18 protein-coding genes and 1 tRNA gene are annotated in these 16,532 nt (G+C 69.9%); 11 read left to right on the plus strand and 8 right to left on the minus strand.

Going from position 1 to position 16,532, the window contains the following annotated elements; genetic code table 11:
* The first annotated feature begins 5 nt into the window (after positions 1-5).
* Positions 6-599, plus strand: coding sequence for an MOSC domain-containing protein (locus ACX9GQ_RS17345; protein ID WP_459630829.1), 594 nt, complete (start codon positions 6-8; stop codon positions 597-599).
* A gap of 9 nt (positions 600-608) precedes the next feature.
* On the opposite strand, the gene ACX9GQ_RS17350 is transcribed toward ACX9GQ_RS17345, so the two are convergent.
* Positions 609-1,358 carry an enoyl-CoA hydratase-related protein gene (locus ACX9GQ_RS17350; RefSeq protein WP_459630830.1) on the minus strand — a complete coding sequence of 250 codons (750 nt, stop codon included), beginning with the start codon at positions 1,356-1,358 and terminating at the stop codon, positions 609-611.
* Positions 1,359-1,498: 140 nt separating this feature from the next.
* On the opposite strand from ACX9GQ_RS17350, the gene ACX9GQ_RS17355 reads away from it, so the two are divergent.
* A complete protein-coding gene (locus ACX9GQ_RS17355; protein ID WP_459630831.1) occupies positions 1,499-2,143 on the plus strand; it encodes a PAS domain-containing protein in 645 nt (214 codons plus the stop codon).
* Between the two features lie 4 nt (positions 2,144-2,147).
* On the opposite strand, the gene ACX9GQ_RS17360 is transcribed toward ACX9GQ_RS17355, so the two are convergent.
* The 3 genes from ACX9GQ_RS17360 to ACX9GQ_RS17370 all read right to left on the minus strand — a co-directional run bounded on the left by ACX9GQ_RS17360 (position 2,148) and on the right by ACX9GQ_RS17370 (position 5,227).
* Positions 2,148-3,668: a tripartite tricarboxylate transporter permease gene (locus ACX9GQ_RS17360; protein WP_459630832.1), complete on the minus strand. Its 1,521-nt coding sequence runs from the start codon at positions 3,666-3,668 to the stop codon at positions 2,148-2,150.
* 3 nt (positions 3,669-3,671) lie between these two features.
* Complete coding sequence (locus ACX9GQ_RS17365; RefSeq protein WP_459630833.1) at positions 3,672-4,163, minus strand: tripartite tricarboxylate transporter TctB family protein; 492 nt, start codon at positions 4,161-4,163, stop codon at positions 3,672-3,674.
* An 89-nt stretch (positions 4,164-4,252) separates the two neighbouring features.
* On the minus strand, positions 4,253-5,227 hold the full coding sequence (locus ACX9GQ_RS17370; protein WP_459630834.1) for a Bug family tripartite tricarboxylate transporter substrate binding protein: 975 nt from the start codon (positions 5,225-5,227) through the stop codon (positions 4,253-4,255).
* 189 nt (positions 5,228-5,416) lie between these two features.
* On the opposite strand from ACX9GQ_RS17370, the gene ACX9GQ_RS17375 reads away from it, so the two are divergent.
* Positions 5,417-5,896, plus strand: a complete 480-nt coding sequence (locus tag ACX9GQ_RS17375) for a RidA family protein (RefSeq protein ID WP_459630835.1) — start codon at positions 5,417-5,419, stop codon at positions 5,894-5,896.
* 62 nt (positions 5,897-5,958) lie between these two features.
* On the opposite strand, the gene ACX9GQ_RS17380 is transcribed toward ACX9GQ_RS17375, so the two are convergent.
* Positions 5,959-6,252: a hypothetical protein gene (locus ACX9GQ_RS17380; protein WP_459630836.1), complete on the minus strand. Its 294-nt coding sequence runs from the start codon at positions 6,250-6,252 to the stop codon at positions 5,959-5,961.
* A 101-nt stretch (positions 6,253-6,353) separates the two neighbouring features.
* On the minus strand, positions 6,354-7,064 hold the full coding sequence (locus tag ACX9GQ_RS17385; RefSeq protein ID WP_459630837.1) for a nitroreductase: 711 nt from the start codon (positions 7,062-7,064) through the stop codon (positions 6,354-6,356).
* A 123-nt stretch (positions 7,065-7,187) separates the two neighbouring features.
* Here ACX9GQ_RS17385 and ACX9GQ_RS17390 point away from each other — a divergent pair, with 123 nt between their 5' ends.
* The gene (locus ACX9GQ_RS17390; RefSeq protein WP_459630838.1) at positions 7,188-7,832 is read left to right on the plus strand and encodes a glutathione S-transferase family protein; all 645 of its coding nucleotides are present in this window, start codon (positions 7,188-7,190) and stop codon (positions 7,830-7,832) included.
* A gap of 4 nt (positions 7,833-7,836) precedes the next feature.
* On the opposite strand, the gene ACX9GQ_RS17395 is transcribed toward ACX9GQ_RS17390, so the two are convergent.
* Positions 7,837-9,081, minus strand: a complete 1,245-nt coding sequence (locus ACX9GQ_RS17395; protein ID WP_459630839.1) for an MFS transporter — start codon at positions 9,079-9,081, stop codon at positions 7,837-7,839.
* Between the two features lie 208 nt (positions 9,082-9,289).
* On the opposite strand from ACX9GQ_RS17395, the gene ACX9GQ_RS17400 reads away from it, so the two are divergent.
* From ACX9GQ_RS17400 to ACX9GQ_RS17410, 3 genes are all read left to right on the plus strand, one after another.
* Positions 9,290-9,733 (plus strand): group II truncated hemoglobin, encoded by a 444-nt coding sequence (locus ACX9GQ_RS17400; protein WP_459630840.1) that lies wholly within the window; start codon positions 9,290-9,292, stop codon positions 9,731-9,733.
* A gap of 99 nt (positions 9,734-9,832) precedes the next feature.
* A complete protein-coding gene (locus tag ACX9GQ_RS17405) occupies positions 9,833-11,386 on the plus strand; it encodes a helicase HerA domain-containing protein (RefSeq protein WP_459630841.1) in 1,554 nt (517 codons plus the stop codon).
* Between the two features lie 227 nt (positions 11,387-11,613).
* Positions 11,614-11,687: transfer RNA gene (locus ACX9GQ_RS17410), tRNA-Gln, on the plus strand.
* 419 nt (positions 11,688-12,106) lie between these two features.
* On the opposite strand, the gene ACX9GQ_RS17415 is transcribed toward ACX9GQ_RS17410, so the two are convergent.
* Positions 12,107-12,454: a hypothetical protein gene (locus ACX9GQ_RS17415; protein WP_459630842.1), complete on the minus strand. Its 348-nt coding sequence runs from the start codon at positions 12,452-12,454 to the stop codon at positions 12,107-12,109.
* Between the two features lie 204 nt (positions 12,455-12,658).
* On the opposite strand from ACX9GQ_RS17415, the gene ACX9GQ_RS17420 reads away from it, so the two are divergent.
* The 4 genes from ACX9GQ_RS17420 to ACX9GQ_RS17435 all read left to right on the plus strand — a co-directional run bounded on the left by ACX9GQ_RS17420 (position 12,659) and on the right by ACX9GQ_RS17435 (position 16,497).
* On the plus strand, positions 12,659-13,624 hold the full coding sequence (locus tag ACX9GQ_RS17420) for an ABC transporter substrate-binding protein (protein ID WP_459630843.1): 966 nt from the start codon (positions 12,659-12,661) through the stop codon (positions 13,622-13,624).
* A gap of 222 nt (positions 13,625-13,846) precedes the next feature.
* Positions 13,847-14,809: a LysR family transcriptional regulator gene (locus tag ACX9GQ_RS17425; RefSeq protein ID WP_459630844.1), complete on the plus strand. Its 963-nt coding sequence runs from the start codon at positions 13,847-13,849 to the stop codon at positions 14,807-14,809.
* Positions 14,810-14,905: 96 nt separating this feature from the next.
* Positions 14,906-15,652: an SDR family NAD(P)-dependent oxidoreductase gene (locus ACX9GQ_RS17430; protein WP_459630845.1), complete on the plus strand. Its 747-nt coding sequence runs from the start codon at positions 14,906-14,908 to the stop codon at positions 15,650-15,652.
* 14 nt (positions 15,653-15,666) lie between these two features.
* Positions 15,667-16,497, plus strand: coding sequence for an alpha/beta fold hydrolase (locus ACX9GQ_RS17435; protein WP_459630846.1), 831 nt, complete (start codon positions 15,667-15,669; stop codon positions 16,495-16,497).
* The last annotated feature ends 35 nt before the right edge of the window (positions 16,498-16,532 follow it).

The following is a 16,532-nucleotide window of genomic DNA, read 5'->3' on the forward strand; positions in this document are numbered from 1 at the left end:
CGGCCATGACCCGCACCATCGTTCCCGCACGAACCCTCGAGGCCCGGCTCGTGGGCCTCATGATCGCCGACGGCGACGGCTTCGAGACCCGCCCGGTGGACGCGGTGGAGGTCGATTTCGAGGGCTTCGTCGTGCCCGGCCTGCGCGGCGAGCGCCACCGCGGGCACGCCCGCAAGGCGGATGCGCGGGTGCCGTGGTTCCCCCGCGGCACCCTCATCCGAAACAGCCGGCAGGTGTCGATCGTCGCGGTGGAGGAGCTGGCTGCCATCGCCGAGGGCCTCTCGATCCCGGCCGTCGACCCCTCGTGGCTCGGCGCCAACCTCGTCGTGGAAGGCCTCGCCGACCTGACGCAGCTGCCGCGCGGCACCCGGCTGTTCTTCCCTGACCGCGCCACGATCGCCGTGGAGGAGCTGAACGTGCCCTGCCCCGGCCCCGGCCGGGCCATCGCCGCCCGCCATCCCGGCCGCGACGACATCCCGCTCGGCTTCGTCAAGGTGGCCCGGCGGCTGCGCGGCCTTGTCGGCTGGATCGAGCGGCCCGGGACGATCAGGGCGGGGGACGCGATCTCCCTGCGCCTGCCCGAGCAGTGGATCTACTGAGCAGCGGCCTCAGCGCTTCAGGAAGGCGGCGAAGGCCGCCTTGGCCTCGTCCGACTTCAGCCGCTCCCCGAACAGCGCGAACTCACGCTTCATGACGGCGTGGAGGTGGGCCCGGTCCGGCCGCATCAGCGCCCGCGTGCCCGCCACCGCCCCGCGCGGCTTGCGGGCGAGCGCCTGCGCCGCCGCCCGCGCGTCGTCCACCACGGTGCCGGGGGCGCAGACCGTGCCGACGAGCCCCCAGTCGCGAGCAGTCGCCGCGTCGATGGCCTCCCCCGCGAGCAGCATGCGATTGGCCCGGACCGGCCCCACCAGCGCCGGCAGGAGCACGCTGGAGGCGGCCTCCGGCACGAGGCCGAGGTCGACGAACGGGGTCCGGAACCGGGCCTCCGGCGCCGCGAAGACGAGGTCGCAGTGCAGCAGCATCGTCGTGCCGACGCCGACTGCGGGCCCCTCGACGGCCGCGACGAGCGGCTTGTCGCTGTCGACGAGGGCGGCCAGGAAGCGCAGCACCGGGGCGTCGGGGCCGATCGGCGGGGCGGCCAGGAAGTCGCCGATGTCATTGCCGGCGGTGAACACGCCCCCCGCCCCGTGCAGCAGGACGGCGCCCACCGCCTCCGAGGCGGACGCCTCGCGAAGCGCGGTGGCGAGCGCCGCGTACATGGCAGCGGTGAAGGCGTTCTTCTTGGCCGGCCGGTTGAACACGATCTCACGGACGCCGTCGGCGTCGGTGACGAGGACGTCGGTGAAGGTCTCGGTCATGGCCGGCTCCGGTGTTGCGAGGAATTTCTCTTCGGCGGGAACCCCCGCGCGTTGCGCGGCGTTGAGTGAGCGCGCGTCGGCGTGCGGCCGGCGGCGTGGTGCCCGCGCGCCCCCTTCTTTTCCCAGATCCGTCGCCGCCCGTGTTCGAACTTGCCTGCAGCTTCGTCGTCGAGGAACGCCCCCTCCCCGCTCCGGAGCTGGAGGTGATGCGTGCCGACTGGGACCGCCTGCGCGACGAAGGGCTTCCGAGCCTGCGCGACATCGATCCCGTGCGGATCCAGGTGCAGCCGGGGCGGGTCCACCTGGTGGCCGTCGAGCCGGGGCCGCGCTTCCGCTTCCTCCACTACGGGTCGCGGGTCACCAACCCCGACGCCCGCGACATGACGGGGCTGACCACCCTCGACTATGACGACAAGGGCTTCGCGGAGGTCGTCACGCGCCACTACCGCGAGGCGGCGGACCTCGGCCGCCCCGTCTGCCGGGCGCTGCGCGCCTCGTGGAAGGGGCAGGTCTACGACTACATGCGCCTCGTCGCGCCGTTTGGCCTCGACGACGACGACCGGGTGGCATTCCTGCTGGTCGCCACGCACCGCATCGCCATTCCCGCCGCGCTGGACCGCGCGGCCGACACCGCGACCCCGGAGACGCTCCGCGTGGCGGTGGAGCGCACGCGCCGCCTGGCCTCGCAGATGAGCGACGACCCGGCCCACGTCGCGCTGGAAGGCCTCGCGACCGCGGCTGCGCTTCATTTCGCGGAGGCCACGGCGGCCGCGACCGCCTCCTGACGGCTCATGCGTCGCCCGGAACGTGCTCCGGGCGCGGCGTCTGGCGGCGGGTGAACTGGTAGAGCTTCGGCCCGACGACCGCCGCCGCCGCGATGAACAGCAGCGCCGCCGCGAGCGGGTGGGTGATGAACACGGACCAGTCGCCGTTGGAGATGGTCATCGCCCGCCGGAACTCCTGCTCCGCCAGCGGCCCGAGGATCATGCCGATCACGACGGGCGCGGTCGGGAAGTCGAAGCGGCGCATCAGGAAGCCGATGCCGCCGATGACGTAGAGCAGCACGAGGTCGATGGGCGAGTTGGAGATGCCGTAGGTGCCGATCGTCGCGAAGACGAGGATGCCGGCATAGAGCAGCGGCGCTGGGATCGTCAGGATGCGCACCCAGAGCCCGATCAGCGGCAGGTTCAGCACCAGCAGCATGATGTTGCCGATGTAGAGGCTGGCAATGAGGCCCCACACCAGCTGCGGCTGCGACTGCAGCAGCATCGGCCCCGGGTTGATGCCGTAGCTCTGGAAGGCGGAGAGCATGATTGCCGCGGTCGCCGAGGTCGGCAGGCCGAGGGTGAGCATGGGCACGAGCACGCCGGCCGCCGAGGCGTTGTTGGCGGCCTCCGGGCCTGCGACGCCCTCGATGGCGCCGGTCGTGCCGAATTCCTCCGGCTTCTTCGAGAGGCGCTTCTCCATCCAGTAGGACAGGAAGGTCGGCACCTCGGCGCCGCCCGCCGGCATTGCGCCGATGGGGAAGCCGAGCGCCGTCCCGCGAAGCCAAGGCTTCCACGAGCGCGACCACTCCTCCCGCGTCATGTAGAGCGAGCCCTTGAGCGGGATGATCTCGTCCTTGCCGGAATAGCGCCGGGCCGCGACGTAGAACGTCTCGCCCACGGCGAACAGGCCCACCGCGACGACCACGACGTTGACGCCGTCGAGCAGTTCCTGCAGGCCGAAGGTGAAGCGCGCCTGCCCGGTCTGCAGGTCGATGCCGATGAGGCCGAGATAGATGCCGAACAGCAGGCTGGTGAGGCCGCGAACGGCGGACGACCCCAGCACGGCCGAGACGGTGACGAAGGCGAGCACCATCAGCGCGAAATACTCCGCCGGCCCGAAGCGCAGCGCGAAGTCGACGACGATGGGCGCCAGGAACGTAATGCCGATGGTGCCGATGGTGCCGGCGACGAAGGAGCCGATGGCCGAGGTGGCCAGCGCCGCGCCCGCGCGGCCCGAGCGCGCCATCTTGTTGCCCTCGAGCGCCGTGACGATGGTGGCGCTCTCGCCGGGGGTGTTCAGCAGGATCGAGGTCGTCGAGCCGCCGTACATCGCGCCGTAGTAGATGCCGGCGAACAGGATGAAGGCAGCCGTGGGGTCGACCTTGAACGTGATCGGCAGCAGCAGCGCGATGGTGAGCGCCGGCCCGAGGCCGGGCAGCACGCCGATGGCGGTGCCGAGCGTGGTGCCGAGCAGGCACCACAGCAGGTTCTGCGGCGTCAGGGCGACGGCGAAGCCGCCGGCGAGCTGGGAAAGGGTGTCCATCGCTCAGGCTCCCAGCAGCGTCTCGAACCAGCCGCCGCCGATGTTGACGCCGAGCGCCTTGGCGAAGCCGAAGAAGGACACGAGCGCGAACACGAACCCGATCGCCGCGTCGCGCAGCGGCCTGCGGCTGCCGAAGCCCCAGGAGACCAGCACGAAGAGGATGGTCGAGGCCAGCGTGAAGCCGAGCGACTGGATGAGGCCGACGTTGAGGACGAGGCCGGCCGTGACGAAGGCCACCGGAGGCCAGTCAATGGCCACCTCCTTCTCGTCCTCCGGCTGCCAGCCGCCGCGCAGCGCGAAGCCGAACAGGAAGGCCGCGAGGACCGCGAGGCCCGCGGCGGTCATGTAGGGGAAGACGGTGGGACCGACCTTCGCGTACATGGGCGAGACCGCCATGGTCGCGGTCTGCCACCAGACGAGGCCGGCGAAGCCGAGGAGCCCGAGGGAGATCAGCAGCTCTGGCCAGGCCAGGGACGGGCGCGGGGACTCTGACATGGCCGGGGGTCTCGCGGGCGGTCGTGCGGCGGCGACGGGCCGCCGGAAGCAGGAGGGCCGCCCCGTCGGGGCGGCCCTGGCCGTCGGGATCAGGCGAGGCCGAGATCCTTGAGGATGCCCTCGATGCGGTTCGTCTCCGTCTCGATGAACTTGCCGTAGGCGTCGCCGAAGAGCGGGATCGAGGTCCAGTCGCGCTTCACGCACTCCTCCTGCCAGGCCTTGCTGGCGGCGAGCTTCTCGGTGAGCGCGACCATCGCCTTGCGCTGGTCGTCCGTGACCCCGGGAGGGGCGAACACGCCGCGCCAGTTGAACAGCTCGACGTCGACGCCCTGCTCCTTCAGCGTCGGCACGTCGATGCCCGGCTGGCGCTTGTCGGCCGAGATCGCGATGGCGCGCAGCTTGCCCGCCTTCACCTGCTCGGCGAACTCGCCGTAGCCGGAGATGCCGGCCGCCACGTGGCCGCCGAGCAGCGCCGCCTGGGCGGGGCCGCCGCCGGCGAACGCGACGTAGCTGAGCTTGTTCGGCTGGACGCCCGCCGCCTGCCCGATGAGGCCGAGCAGGATGTGATCCGAACCGCCGGCCGAGCCGCCGGCCACCGGAACCTTGCCGGGATCGGCCTTGATGGCGGCGACGAGATCCTTGGCGTCCTTGATCGGCGAGTTGGCGGGCACCACGACGGCGAGGAACTCGCCCGTCAGGCGCGCCACCGGCACCGTCTGCGTCAGCTTGACCGGCGCCTTGTTGGCGATGATCGCCCCGACCATGACCATGCCGCCGACCATCAGCGCGTTCGGACGGCCCTTCCACTGGTTCAGGAACTGCGGCAGGCCGACCACGCCGCCGGCGCCGGGCACGTTCGTGACCTGGGCGGTGTTGATGAGCTTGTCGTTGCGCAGCACCTGCTCGATCGCGCGGGCGGTCTGGTCCCAGCCGCCGCCCGGCGCGGCCGGCACGAAGAGCTGGAGCTGGTCGATCGCCTGGGCGGCCGCCGGGCCGATCCCGAGCGCGAGCGCCGAGGTGCCGGCGAGCGACAGGTGGACGAAGTCACGTCTGCTGAGGGTCAATTTGTATCCTCCACGGTGATCCCCCCCGCCACCGCGAAGGTGACGGTCAGCCCGCCCCTCTTGGGGGGCGTGGCGAGTGCCCGCATCATGGAGTTGCGCCGAAACAATGTCAAAGTGGCCCGAAACCGGCTAAAAAAGCGGCGGTGCCGCTCGCGGTGCCCATTCCCGCCCCCTTCCCGGACAGGCCCCATGACCGACCTCAGCCACCCCGACCATCCCCTTGCCCGCATCGGCGCCCTCGGACTCACGCTGCCGCAGACGCCGGTGCCGGTGGCCAACTACGTTCCGTTCGTGATCGAGGGGTCGCTGCTGTTCCTGTCCGGCCAGGGCCCGCGCCGGCCCGAGGGCGGCTACTACACCGGCAAGGTCGGTTCTGACGTGAGCATCGAGGAGGCCTACGAGCACGCCCGGGTGACGGGCCTCCAGCTCATCGCCGTGATGCAGGCCGCGCTCGGCGACCTGCGGCGCGTCCGGCGCATCGTGAAGGTGCTCGGCATGGTCAACGGCGTGCCGGAGTTCGCCGACCAGCCGAAGGTGATCAACGGCTGCTCGGACCTGTTCGTCGAGGTGTTCGGCGACCGCGGACGCCATGCCCGCTCCGCCGTCGGCATGGGATCCCTGCCGAACGGCATCAGCGTCGAGATCGAGGCGATCGTCGCGATCGACTGACGGCGGGCCGATTCGCGGGCTCCGTGGCCCCGCCCGCGGGCGGGGTCACGGGGTGCGGAAGTTCAGTGCGGGCGGCGCGACGCCGGCGCCCCCTGCTCGCGCAGCCGCCGCACCTCCTCCATCAGCGACGAGATGGTGGCGTTCTGCCGCGCCACCGCGGTGGTCAGGGTGCCCAGCGCCGCCATCGTGGCCGTGAGCTGGCTGCCGAGCTGGGCCTGCTGGCGGGCCATGCGCCCCACGAGGTCGCGCATTTCGCGCTCGCCCGGCCCGCCCGAGCAGTCGGCAGAGAAGGGAGTCTCGGGGGCCTTGGCGGAACAGGCTGCACCGGTGTCGACGACGTAAGGCTTCGAGACCATGCGCAACTCCGACCTCCCCGACCGCACAGCTTGCGGTTGCTTCGTGCGACCGGGACTCTTGATGAATGGCAATGAACAGGTTCTTAACGGCAGGATGATTTTCACGCATGCCAGCCGTGAAATGACGCGAAGCGCGATGCGGGCTCGCGCTCCGTGACGAGGGCGTTCTCGGGCGCCGCCGGATCGGCACGGCCCAGGGCGACGCCGCACACGGTGACCTCCTCCTCCGCCAGCCCGAGCTGGTCAGCCACCACCGCGTGGAAGGGCGCGAACGCAGCCTGCGGGCAGGTATCGAGCCCGTGGGCCCGGGCGGCCGTCATGAGGTTGGCGAGGAACATGCCGTAATCGAGCCAGGAGCCGATCTCCAACCGTCGGTCGATCGTGAAGATCATGCCGACGGGGGCATCGAAGAAGCGGAAGTTGCGGCCATGCTGGGCGTGCATCTTCTGGTGCTCGCCGCGCGCGATCCCGAGCAGGTTGTAGAGGTCCCAGCCCACCTTGCGCCGCCGCGACTGGTAGGGCTCGAAGAAGCTCTCGGGGTAGTACCGCCACGTCGTGCCGGGCTTGAAGGCGGGATCGTCATGCGCGGCGCAGACCGCATCGCAGAAGCGGCGCAGCGGTTCGCCCGTCAGCACGTGCGCCTTCCAGGGCTGCATGTTCGTGCCGCTCGGCGCCCGCGCGGAGACGTCGAGAAGGTGCTCCACGAGGGCGCGGTCCACCGGATCCGGCAGGAAGGCGCGGATCGCGCGGCGGGACGTGATGGCCTCCTCCACCGCCGCGATGCGCTGCGTCTCGTCGATGACCCCGGTCATGTGCCTGCCTCTTCGTCTGGTCTGCTTGCGCGAGTGGCACGGACGGTCGCCGATGTCGAGCGTGCGCGGTGCTGCCGCAGGCCCTAGAGTGAGCCGATCCCCTGCCGTCGACGGAACCACGCCATGACCGACACCGTGACCCTGTTCCACGCGCCGAACACGCGCTCCAGCGGCGCCCGCACCCTCCTCGAGGAACTGGGCGTGCCCTACGACCTGCACGTGCTCGACATGAAGGCCGGGGAGCAGCGCGGCGCCGACTTCCTCGCCGTCAATCCCGTCGGCAAGGTTCCCGCCGTCCGCCACGGCGACGCCGTGGTCACTGAGCAGGTCGCCGTCTACATCTATCTCGCCGACCTCTACCCGCAGGCCGGCCTTGCGCCAGCGGTCGGCGACCCGCTGCGCGGCCCCTATCTCCGCTGGATCGCCATGTACGGCTCGAGCTTCGAGCCGGCCGTGATCGACCGCTCGCTCAAGCGAGAGCCGACGCCGTCCCAGATGAGCGTCTACGGCGACTTCGACACCCTGCTCGGCGTCATCGTGAAGCAGCTCTCCGCGGGGCCGTGGCTGTTCGGCGACCGTTTCACGGCCGCCGACGTGCTGTGGGGCTCGGCGCTGAGCTGGCTCACCGCCTTTCGCGCGATCCCGGAGCACCCGGCCATCGCCGCCTATGTCGAGCGTTTCTCTGCCCGGCCGGCTGTCCAGAAGGTCCGTGCGATGGACAAGGAACTCGCGGCGGCGCAGGAGGCGAAGGCCGCCGCCCGCGGCTGACGCTTCAGCGCGCGGGCTCCCGGGCGGCGCGGCTGCCGAACTGCAGGACGCTCGGCACGGATACGAGCAGCGCCACGCCGGCCAGCAGGAAGACGGCCGAGGCCATGTGCCGGTCGAGCAGCATGCCGTAGAGCGGCGGCGCCAGCAGCGCGCCGATGTCGAAGCCGGAGTAGACCACGCCGAACACCTTGCCCACCGCCTGCGGCGGGGCAGCGCGGCGCACCAGCACGTCGCGCGACGGCGTGGTCAGCCCCACGGCAGCGCCGGTCGCGGCCAGCAGCGCCACCGCCCCCCACACGGGCACGCCCGGCAGGGCGATGGCACTGCACAGCAGGCCGGCACCGACGATGCCCGCCGCGGCGACCCCGCGATGGTCGTGGGTGCGGTCGGCGAGCATGCCGCCGACGATGACGCCGCCCGCATTGCCCGCCTGGTACAGCGTCGCCGCCAGCGTCGCCGTGGCGAGGCTGGCATCGAAGCCCTCGACGAGCCCGGTGATGGCAAAGCCCTGGATGCCGGTGCCCGACAGCGACGACAGCAGGAAGTAGGCGAAGGCCAGCAGCACCACGGGCATGCCGAGCACCGCGCCGAAGGTGATGCCGCCGGGAGCGCCGCCATGCCCCGCCCGGGGCTGCGGCTGGGTGGCGATGACGGAGCGGCTCGCCGCCAGCACCCCGGCGACGCCGAGGCCGACGAGGCCCGTGACGACGAGCGAGGCCCGCCAGCCGGCGGCGCCGGCGACCGCCGCCGAGAGCAGCGGCGACAGCGCGAAGCCGATCGCGCCGCCCACCACATGCACCGCGAAGGCCCGCCCGAGCCGTGCCTGCGACACGCGATGGCTGAGGATGGTGAGGTCGGCCGGGTGGTAGACGGCGTTACCGAGCCCGGCGAGGCCGGCGAGCGGCAGCAACCAGAAGTAGCTCGGCGCGAAGCCCATGGCGGCGACGGAGCCGGCCTGCAGCACGACCCCGCCCACGAGAAGCCGGTGGGCGCCGAAGCGGTCCACCATGACGCCCGCGACGATCTGGCCGAGGCCCGAGCAGCCGTAGAAGACGGTGAGGATGAGGCCGAGCTCGACGAAGCTCACGCCGAGCTCGTCGCGCATGATCGGGAAGAGCGGCGCGAAGACGAGCTGCAGCAGGTGGCTGGTGAAATGCGCGAGGCCGACCGTGCCCATGACCCGCACGTCCAGCGCACGGGCGTCGGGCCTCGCGGCCGCGAGGGCGGGGTCGATGGCGCCGGTGCTCACGGATTGCAGTCCTCGGCGGGACCGGAGCGTCCCGAGATCGAAGGGATACAGGACGCCGGCGTCCCCGTCAGCACGCCAGACGGCACCCGGCCATGTGCTATCGTCATGTCCGGTGCGGAACGAACGCCCATCCGGCGGGTTCGGGCGGGACTTCCCCGCGCACCGGGAAGGGCTTAAGCGAAGCGGGCCAACAGCGACGGCAGACCGAATGACCACCACCAGCGCTCCCGGCACACCGCGCACGCCCTACGACAGGATCGGGGGCGAGGCAGGAGTCCGCGCCCTCACGCAGCGCTTCTACGCGCTGATGGACGAGCTGCCGGAGGCGGCCGCGTGCCGGGCGATCCACCCGCCGTCCCTCGCCGAGAGCCAGCAGAAGCTGTTCGAGTTCCTGACGGGCTGGCTGGGCGGCCCGCCGCTGTTCACCACCCGCCGGGGCCCGCCGATGCTGCGCGCCCGCCACCTCCATGCCCCGATCGGCAAGGAGGAGATCGAGGGCTGGCTGCTGTGCTTCACCACGGCATGGACCGAGACCGTGGAGGACGATGTCCTGACCGCCGCGATCATGCCCAAGGTCGAGGCGCTCGCGTGGCACATGGGCAACCGGCAGGACCCCTCCGGCAGCACCATTCCGCCCGTCGGCCACCCCTGAGGTCCTCCCCCCGGCTGTGGAGGGGGCGGCGCGGGCCGCTCCCCGCCGCGGCGCGGCATGCTAAGCCCGGCGCTCCCGTGGAGGATCGATTCGCCGCGCATGAGCACGCCCGCCAGAGAGGTCGTCCTGGGGTCCGGCCCCGGCGGTGCGCCCGCGCTCCTCGACCTCGAGGAACTGCTGGCGACGCGCCTGCTCGTGCAGGGCAACTCCGGCTCCGGCAAGTCCTACCTCCTGCGGCGCCTGCTGGAGCAGAGCGCCGGCTCCGTGCAGCAGGCCGTGATCGACCCGGAGGGTGACTTCACCACGCTGGCGGAGCGGTACGGCCATGTCGTGGTCGACGGGCTTCGTCCCGCTGCCGAGCTCGAGGCCATCGCCGAGCGGGTGCGCCGCCACCGCGTGTCCGTGGTGCTCGACCTCGAGGGGCTCGACGCCGAGGCGCAGATGAAGGCCGCCGCCGCCTTCCTCAACGGCCTCTTCGAGGTGGAGCGCGACCACTGGTATCCGATGCTCGTGGTCGTGGACGAGGCGCAGCTCTTCGCGCCGGGCGTCGCCGGCGAGGTCTCGGACGAGGCCCGCCGCGTTTCGCTCGGCGCCATGACCAACCTGATGTGCCGCGGCCGCAAGCGCGGCCTCGCGGGGGTCGTGGCCACCCAGCGCCTTGCCAAGCTCGCCAAGAACGTCGCGGCCGAGGCCTCGAACTTCCTCATGGGGCGGACCTTCCTCGACATCGACATGGCCCGCGCCGCCGACCTCCTCGGCCTCGAGAAGCGGCAGGCCGAAATGTTCCGCGACCTCGAGCGCGGCCGCTTCGTCGCCCTGGGCCCCGCCCTGTCGCGTCGGCCCGTGCCCGTCGCCATCGGCCCGGTGGAGACGCGCGAGCGCTCGACATCGCCGAAGCTCATGCCAATGCCCGAGGCCCCGGCGCCGGACGCGCAGGATCTCATCCTCGCCCCGGTGGTCGAGGAGGCGCCGCGCCGCCGCCCGCCCCCGCCGCCGCGGCCCATGGACGACATCATCGCCGAGGTGGCCCGGCCCGCGCCGCCCCTGCCCGACGCCCCGCCGATGCCGCCGCCCGAGGAGGTGGAGGCCATCGTCGCGCAGACGCTCGCCGAGATGGCGGAGGAGCCGGACACCGCCTTCCGTCCGGCCGGGCTGCTGTACCAGGACTTCCTCGTGCGCTGCCGAATCCGCCGGCTCCATTCGCCGCCGCTCGACCTCGCCGGCTTCCGCCGCCGCATGACGCTGGCACGCGCCGCCGAGGGACTGGGCGAGGCCGGCGAAGGATGGGACGCCGCCGTGGCGGCCTCGGCCGGGCTCGACGAGGACCTGCAGGCCGCCTACCTCGCAATCGCCCGGGCCGCGCTGGAAGGCGCCCCCTGCCCCACCGACGACGCGATCGCCGAGGCCTTCGGCAGCCACTCGCCCGGCCGCGGCCGGCGCGCCGTGGCGCAGCTGGAGCAGTACGGCCTCGTCGTCTGCCGCGCCGACATCCGCGGCCACCGCATCGCCGTCCTGCCCGACCTCGAGCGCGAGACCGCCCCGCAGGATGCGCGCGGCCGCGCCGCCGCCCCCCTGCACCCGCGCCGCCAGCGGCCGGGCGCAGCCCTCCACGCCCTGCGCCGCCCCAGCGTCGGCGAGCGCGCCGACGATTGACGCACTGCACGGCCGGCCCGGACCGCGGCCGCAGACGCCGGCGCGTGCTGGCCCAAGGCCTCGCAGGGCGGCTTCGCACAAGGGTCTCGAAGAACGGCCCGGACGTGACCCCGGCGGGACGGGGCGCCACCGCACCGGCCCCTCGGCCGACCATCTTGTCAAAGCCGCCCGGCTTCGCTAAATGACCGCCACCGCCGGCCACGCCAGCGTGCGGCCGCAAGGCCCGGTGGGGGATAGTTCAACGGTAGAACAGCGGACTCTGACTCCGTTAATCTTGGTTCGAATCCAGGTCCCCCAGCCAAGCCTTCAAAATCCACAGATCGACGGTTGCCGGCGCCCGGGCGACGAGCGCGAGGCCTGACGCGAAGGCGCTGTCTTGACGCCGGCTGCCACCTCGCGTTTTCGGCTCCGGACCGCTCCGCGGTGGTCATGTCCGCAAATCGTCGGACGCGTGAGAGGCACCGGGCATGCAGCACGTCCTCGACGGTCGCGACGCAGTTCCCTTGAAGGTTGCGACAACTAGCGCCCGGCCAGCTGCGGCGGCGAGCGTTGTGAGCGCGACCCACGGAACGCGTGAAAGGTAGGCTATCGGCGTTCAATGGCACCGGCGCGCCAGAACCGCCGAACCAAAATCGCGTCTGCCTGTCCCTCCGCGAATGCGCCGGGCGCGACGGCAAAGAATTCGTCCACGTCCGGCGGCCCCAGCGTCGGCTGCTCCAACTAAGTGCCGGGACAGTTCTTGCTGATTGTCGCCTTGCGGACCGCTTCCTGCTCTCCCTTCAACCGACCGATCTCCGGAGCGATATTGTCACCAGACATCGAAGACACTGGAAGTCCGATCAGGACCACGCCGACGATGTCGTTGGTCCTTGCCTTCTCCTGTTGGGCAGACGCCGTGGCGAGGGCCGCCGAAAGTCTTTGGCTTTCCTCACCCAGCTGCCTGCAGGACCAATTCTGATAGGTGACTTCGCTGACGTAAGACGGACCGATGCTATCGGGACTCTTGGCGCAGGCGCCCAACATGGTCGCCGCCAGCGTCAGAACGATCGCGTCCTTCCCCTTCCCCATTGTCCGAACCCTCCCCGTTGACGGGCCAGGTTCGCACATCCGATTCGATGGGGCCAAGAGCACGCCGAGGGCGTGGCCCCGTGCTCGAATGCCCCATTGGCGGTCATGTGCGAGATGGCACATGTTCGACGGCCGATCACCGGTTGAGTCCAACGGATGTGCAATCGCTGGAAGAGGCCTGACCGAGCGTCTCGTGGAGGAGCCATGATCAAGCTTGCGGCGTTCGTCCTTCTGACCCTTGGAGCCCTGGCTACGCCGGGTCTCGCGGATTCCCTGAAGCCGCTGCGGGTCGCCTACATCGTCAACGGGCCCGAGAAGTCCGTGTTTGAAGAGCAGTTCGAGCGGGGCATGAAGGAGCAGGGCTACACGGTCGGCTCAAACCTGCAGATCGTCTACTATCATCAACTGAGGCCCGACCATGACCTGAGCGAGGTCATGAAGTCGTTCGTGGACACCAGGGTCGACGCGATCTTCGTCTCGACCCGTGGCGGAGCCCTGGCGGCCAGGGCAGCGACGAAGTCCATCCCGATCATTTTCGGTGCGACGCGGGACGCCGTCCAGGACGGGCTCGTGGAGAACATTGCCCGGCCCGAGGCCAACGTCACCGGCCAATCGTTCCACGCGGGGGAGCTCTCGGCCAAGCGTGTCCAGTTCATGAGGGAGACGTTCCCGAACGCCCGCAGGTTCGGCGTCGTCTTCAATACCTACTACCCGTCCCAGATCCAGCTCGACGAGGCGGCGCGGGCGCAGAAGGCGCTGGGGATCGAGCTGGTCTTCAAGGGGATAGCGGTGCCGGAAGGACTTGATCAGGCGTTCGCAGAACTGAAGCGGGACGGCGTCGCCGCCATCTTCGTCGTGTCGGACGTCTCGACCATCACCAACCGCGTGAAGCTCGGCGAGGCTGCCCTGAAGCACGGCATGCCGATGATGATGTCCAACAAGCGGTACCTGACGGGCGGAGGGTTGATGAGCTACGGACCCGACATCAGCGAGGGCTTCTACCGCGCGGCCAGGCAGCTCGTCCGAGCCGCGAATGGAACGCCGGTGTCCGAGCTACCGGTGGAGAACCCGGTTCGCTTCGAACTCGTCATCGACATGCGCGCTGCAAAGTCGCTCGGCGTCGACATACCGTCGCGGCTGCTCGCGAGTGCAGATGATCTCGTGGAGTGAACAAGGAAGAACACGCCCCTCGTGAGCCGGCGTGCCTGCGTGCGGGTGCGGCTCGACAGGGCCGGCCGATCCCATCGGACCAAGGCGCGCTCAGCGCCCCGCGGGGCTCGGCACCACAGACGGCCGCAGGCTCCAGTTGAAAGGCGGTCCATTCTTGCATCACGTCACGCGAGCGTCGATGCTCCGGCGGCTATGGCGTCACTGGCCTGGGGGAAGCCGCCAATGGACCTTAGGCAGCTGAAATACTTCGTCGCAGTCGCGCGGAATGGCAGCTTCTCCAAGGCGTCGTTGCACCTGCACGTCTCGCAGCCGGCCATCTCGGAGCAAATCGCGGCGCTCGAGGTCGAGCTCGGGGTCAAGCTGTTCACCCGCCACAGCCGCGGCATCATGACGACCCCGCAGGGCCTGTCCTTTCTCGCACGCGCCGAGCAGGCCCTGGAACTTCTTGAGACTGCGAAGGAGGAGCTGGCCAGGGAGAACTCCGCCGCCAAGATTTCGGTCCGGCTCGGTTTGCCAACCACGATCACCGCGGCACTGGCCATCCCCCTCCTGGAGAAGAGCCGCCAGCAGCTTCCACGTGTCTCCCTGAAGATCGTCGAGGGCATGACGGGCCATCTGGAAGGATGGCTGGACAACGGCGACCTGGACCTCGCCGTGCTGTTCGGTCGACCGAGCGATCCGGCTGCCAGCCTCTCGCGGCGGTTCGGCTACGAGAAGCTGTACTTGATCGGACACGCGACACCGGCCGTCGAGCACCTCGACGCCGTCGAGTTCCAGGATCTGGTGCGGCTCCCCTTGATCCATTCCACGAGCGGCCACCAACTCCGGCAGCTGCTCGATCAGCGAGCCGCGGCACTCCGGGAACCCCTCAACCTCATCGCGGAAATCGACTCCCTGCCTCAGATCAAGAACCTGGTGTTTCAGGGGAGCGGTTTCACCATCCTGCCGAGAACGTCGCTCCTGCGCGACTGGATCGGCGGCCGGGTCAGATACTGGCCCATCGTGGATCCGGACTGCGTGCTGAGCCTGCATCTGCTGCCTTCGGCCAAGTTCCTTCGCCTTCCGGGATCCGCCGAAGTGGTCTCGACGATCGAGTCCCTCATGCGGATCCTGATCGAGCGGGGCGACTGGCTGACGCCCACGGAGCCGCGATCCGGCGAGGCATCGGCAAGTGCGATAAGCTAGGCCGATACCAGACGTCGGAACTCCGTATTTTTAAGCGCGGCCGCGCTCGGTCATCGTTCGTGCCAGCCCACGCAACCCCACGTGGAAAGGCCGTCGATGCTCCTTTCTGGCAAGACCATCCTTGTGACGGGCGCGGCAGCCCAGCGGGGCATCGGCAGGGCGGTTTGCCGCCTCGGCGCGCAACACGGCGCCGATGTCATCGCCCTCGACGTCGACGATGAAGGACTGACCAGCATCCGCAGCGAGCTTCCCGGGCTCAGGGACACCCTCCGCTGCGACCTTTCCGAGGAAGGTGACTGCCAGGCGGCGGCGGAACACGTCGCCGCGCTGGGTGGCTGCGATGCCCTCGTTCATTGCGCCGGCATCGCTGAACCGATGTTTCTCGCCGAACTCGACCGCGGTCGTTTCGACCGGATGATCGACGTGAACCTGTGGGGGACGCTTCAGATCTGCAGGGCGATCGCGCCCGGCATGGCTGCCCGCAGGTCCGGCTCGATCATCTGCCTGTCCTCCCTTGCAGCCCAGCGCGGCGGCGGCTTCGTCGGAGGCCTGCACTACACGGCCTCGAAGGCGGCCGTCCTGGGTGTCGTCAAGAGCCTCTCCCGCGAACTCGGGCCCAGCAACGTCCGGGTCAACGCCGTCTGCCCCGGGCTCGTCGACACGGACATGACGGCACCGTTCATGAGCCCCGACGTTCGGGCCCAACTCGCGAAGCAGGCCCTCCTCGGCCGCATGGCCACCGCAGAAGAGATTGCGGGCGTTTGCCTTTTCCTCGCTTCCGATCTTTCCGCCTACGTCACCGGAGCGACGATCGACGTCAACGGCGGCCTCCATATCCACTGAAACGGAGCATCCCCATGCCCTTCGCCGAAACCAACGGAATCAGAACGTACTACGATCGCTTCGGAAGCGGAGATCCGTTGGTCCTGATCGGCGGTTCGGTCTTCGGAAGGCGCAACTGGGCCATGGCCTGGGATGCGTTCAAGGCCGAGTTCGACGTGATCTCGTACGATCAGCGGGGATATGGACGCTCAGACCGTCCGCTGGAGCGGTACACGATGGACGTCTGGGTGGACGACATCGCGGCGCTGCTCGACGCGCTCGACATCCGGCGGGCGCACATCGCCGGCACGTCGATGGGCGCCATGGTGGCCCTCGCCTTCGCAGGCAAGTACCCCGAGCGCTGCCTGGGTGTGATCAGCGACTGTCCTTTGGTCAAACCCGACCGAATGCGCCGCATGATGTTCCAGACCTGGCGCGCCATGGCGCAGATCTTCGGCTGCGGCGACATCTTCGCGGACCATCTCGTCACCCAGGCCGTGAGCGCCGACCTCATCGACAGCGACCGTGCCGATGCCGTGATCGCCAACGTCCGGGACCTCATCACCCAGAACTCGGTCGAAACCGTCGTCCAGGCCTGCCTGATGATGGAGGAACTGGACCTGACGGAAACAGTGAAGGCCATCGAGTCACCCGTGCTGGTGATCGCCTCAACGCTCGACTACCTGACGCCCTGGCGAACCGCAGCATCCGGCGCCGGGTCAGAGTATCTTGTTCAGAACCTGAAGCGCTTTGAATTGAAGAAGTACGATGATGCAGGACACGCAGATCTTCTCGAGAAGAAGGAAATCACCATTCCACTGATCATCGATTTCCTGAAACGCGCATCGAAAGACATGAAATCCTGACTCACCGAGTCGTGAGAGCACCAGAACGGGAGGAG

This window comes from Alsobacter sp. R-9 (assembly GCF_054612375.1).

Coding starts and splice junctions, on each gene's coding strand:
- ACX9GQ_RS17435 (WP_459630846.1), top strand. CDS start 15,667: ATGCCCTTCGCCGAAACCAACGGAATCAGAACGTACTACGATCGCTTC.
- ACX9GQ_RS17365 (WP_459630833.1), bottom strand. CDS start 4,163: ATGTCAGAGTCCCCGCGCCCGTCCCTGGCCTGGCCAGAGCTGCTGATC.
- ACX9GQ_RS17375 (WP_459630835.1), top strand. CDS start 5,417: ATGACCGACCTCAGCCACCCCGACCATCCCCTTGCCCGCATCGGCGCC.
- ACX9GQ_RS17350 (WP_459630830.1), bottom strand. CDS start 1,358: ATGACCGAGACCTTCACCGACGTCCTCGTCACCGACGCCGACGGCGTC.
- ACX9GQ_RS17405 (WP_459630841.1), top strand. CDS start 9,833: ATGAGCACGCCCGCCAGAGAGGTCGTCCTGGGGTCCGGCCCCGGCGGT.
- ACX9GQ_RS17415 (WP_459630842.1), bottom strand. CDS start 12,454: ATGGGGAAGGGGAAGGACGCGATCGTTCTGACGCTGGCGGCGACCATG.
- ACX9GQ_RS17425 (WP_459630844.1), top strand. CDS start 13,847: ATGGACCTTAGGCAGCTGAAATACTTCGTCGCAGTCGCGCGGAATGGC.
- ACX9GQ_RS17385 (WP_459630837.1), bottom strand. CDS start 7,064: ATGACCGGGGTCATCGACGAGACGCAGCGCATCGCGGCGGTGGAGGAG.
- ACX9GQ_RS17360 (WP_459630832.1), bottom strand. CDS start 3,668: ATGGACACCCTTTCCCAGCTCGCCGGCGGCTTCGCCGTCGCCCTGACG.
- ACX9GQ_RS17400 (WP_459630840.1), top strand. CDS start 9,290: ATGACCACCACCAGCGCTCCCGGCACACCGCGCACGCCCTACGACAGG.
- ACX9GQ_RS17390 (WP_459630838.1), top strand. CDS start 7,188: ATGACCGACACCGTGACCCTGTTCCACGCGCCGAACACGCGCTCCAGC.
- ACX9GQ_RS17380 (WP_459630836.1), bottom strand. CDS start 6,252: ATGGTCTCGAAGCCTTACGTCGTCGACACCGGTGCAGCCTGTTCCGCC.
- ACX9GQ_RS17430 (WP_459630845.1), top strand. CDS start 14,906: ATGCTCCTTTCTGGCAAGACCATCCTTGTGACGGGCGCGGCAGCCCAG.
- ACX9GQ_RS17345 (WP_459630829.1), top strand. CDS start 6: ATGACCCGCACCATCGTTCCCGCACGAACCCTCGAGGCCCGGCTCGTG.
- ACX9GQ_RS17420 (WP_459630843.1), top strand. CDS start 12,659: ATGATCAAGCTTGCGGCGTTCGTCCTTCTGACCCTTGGAGCCCTGGCT.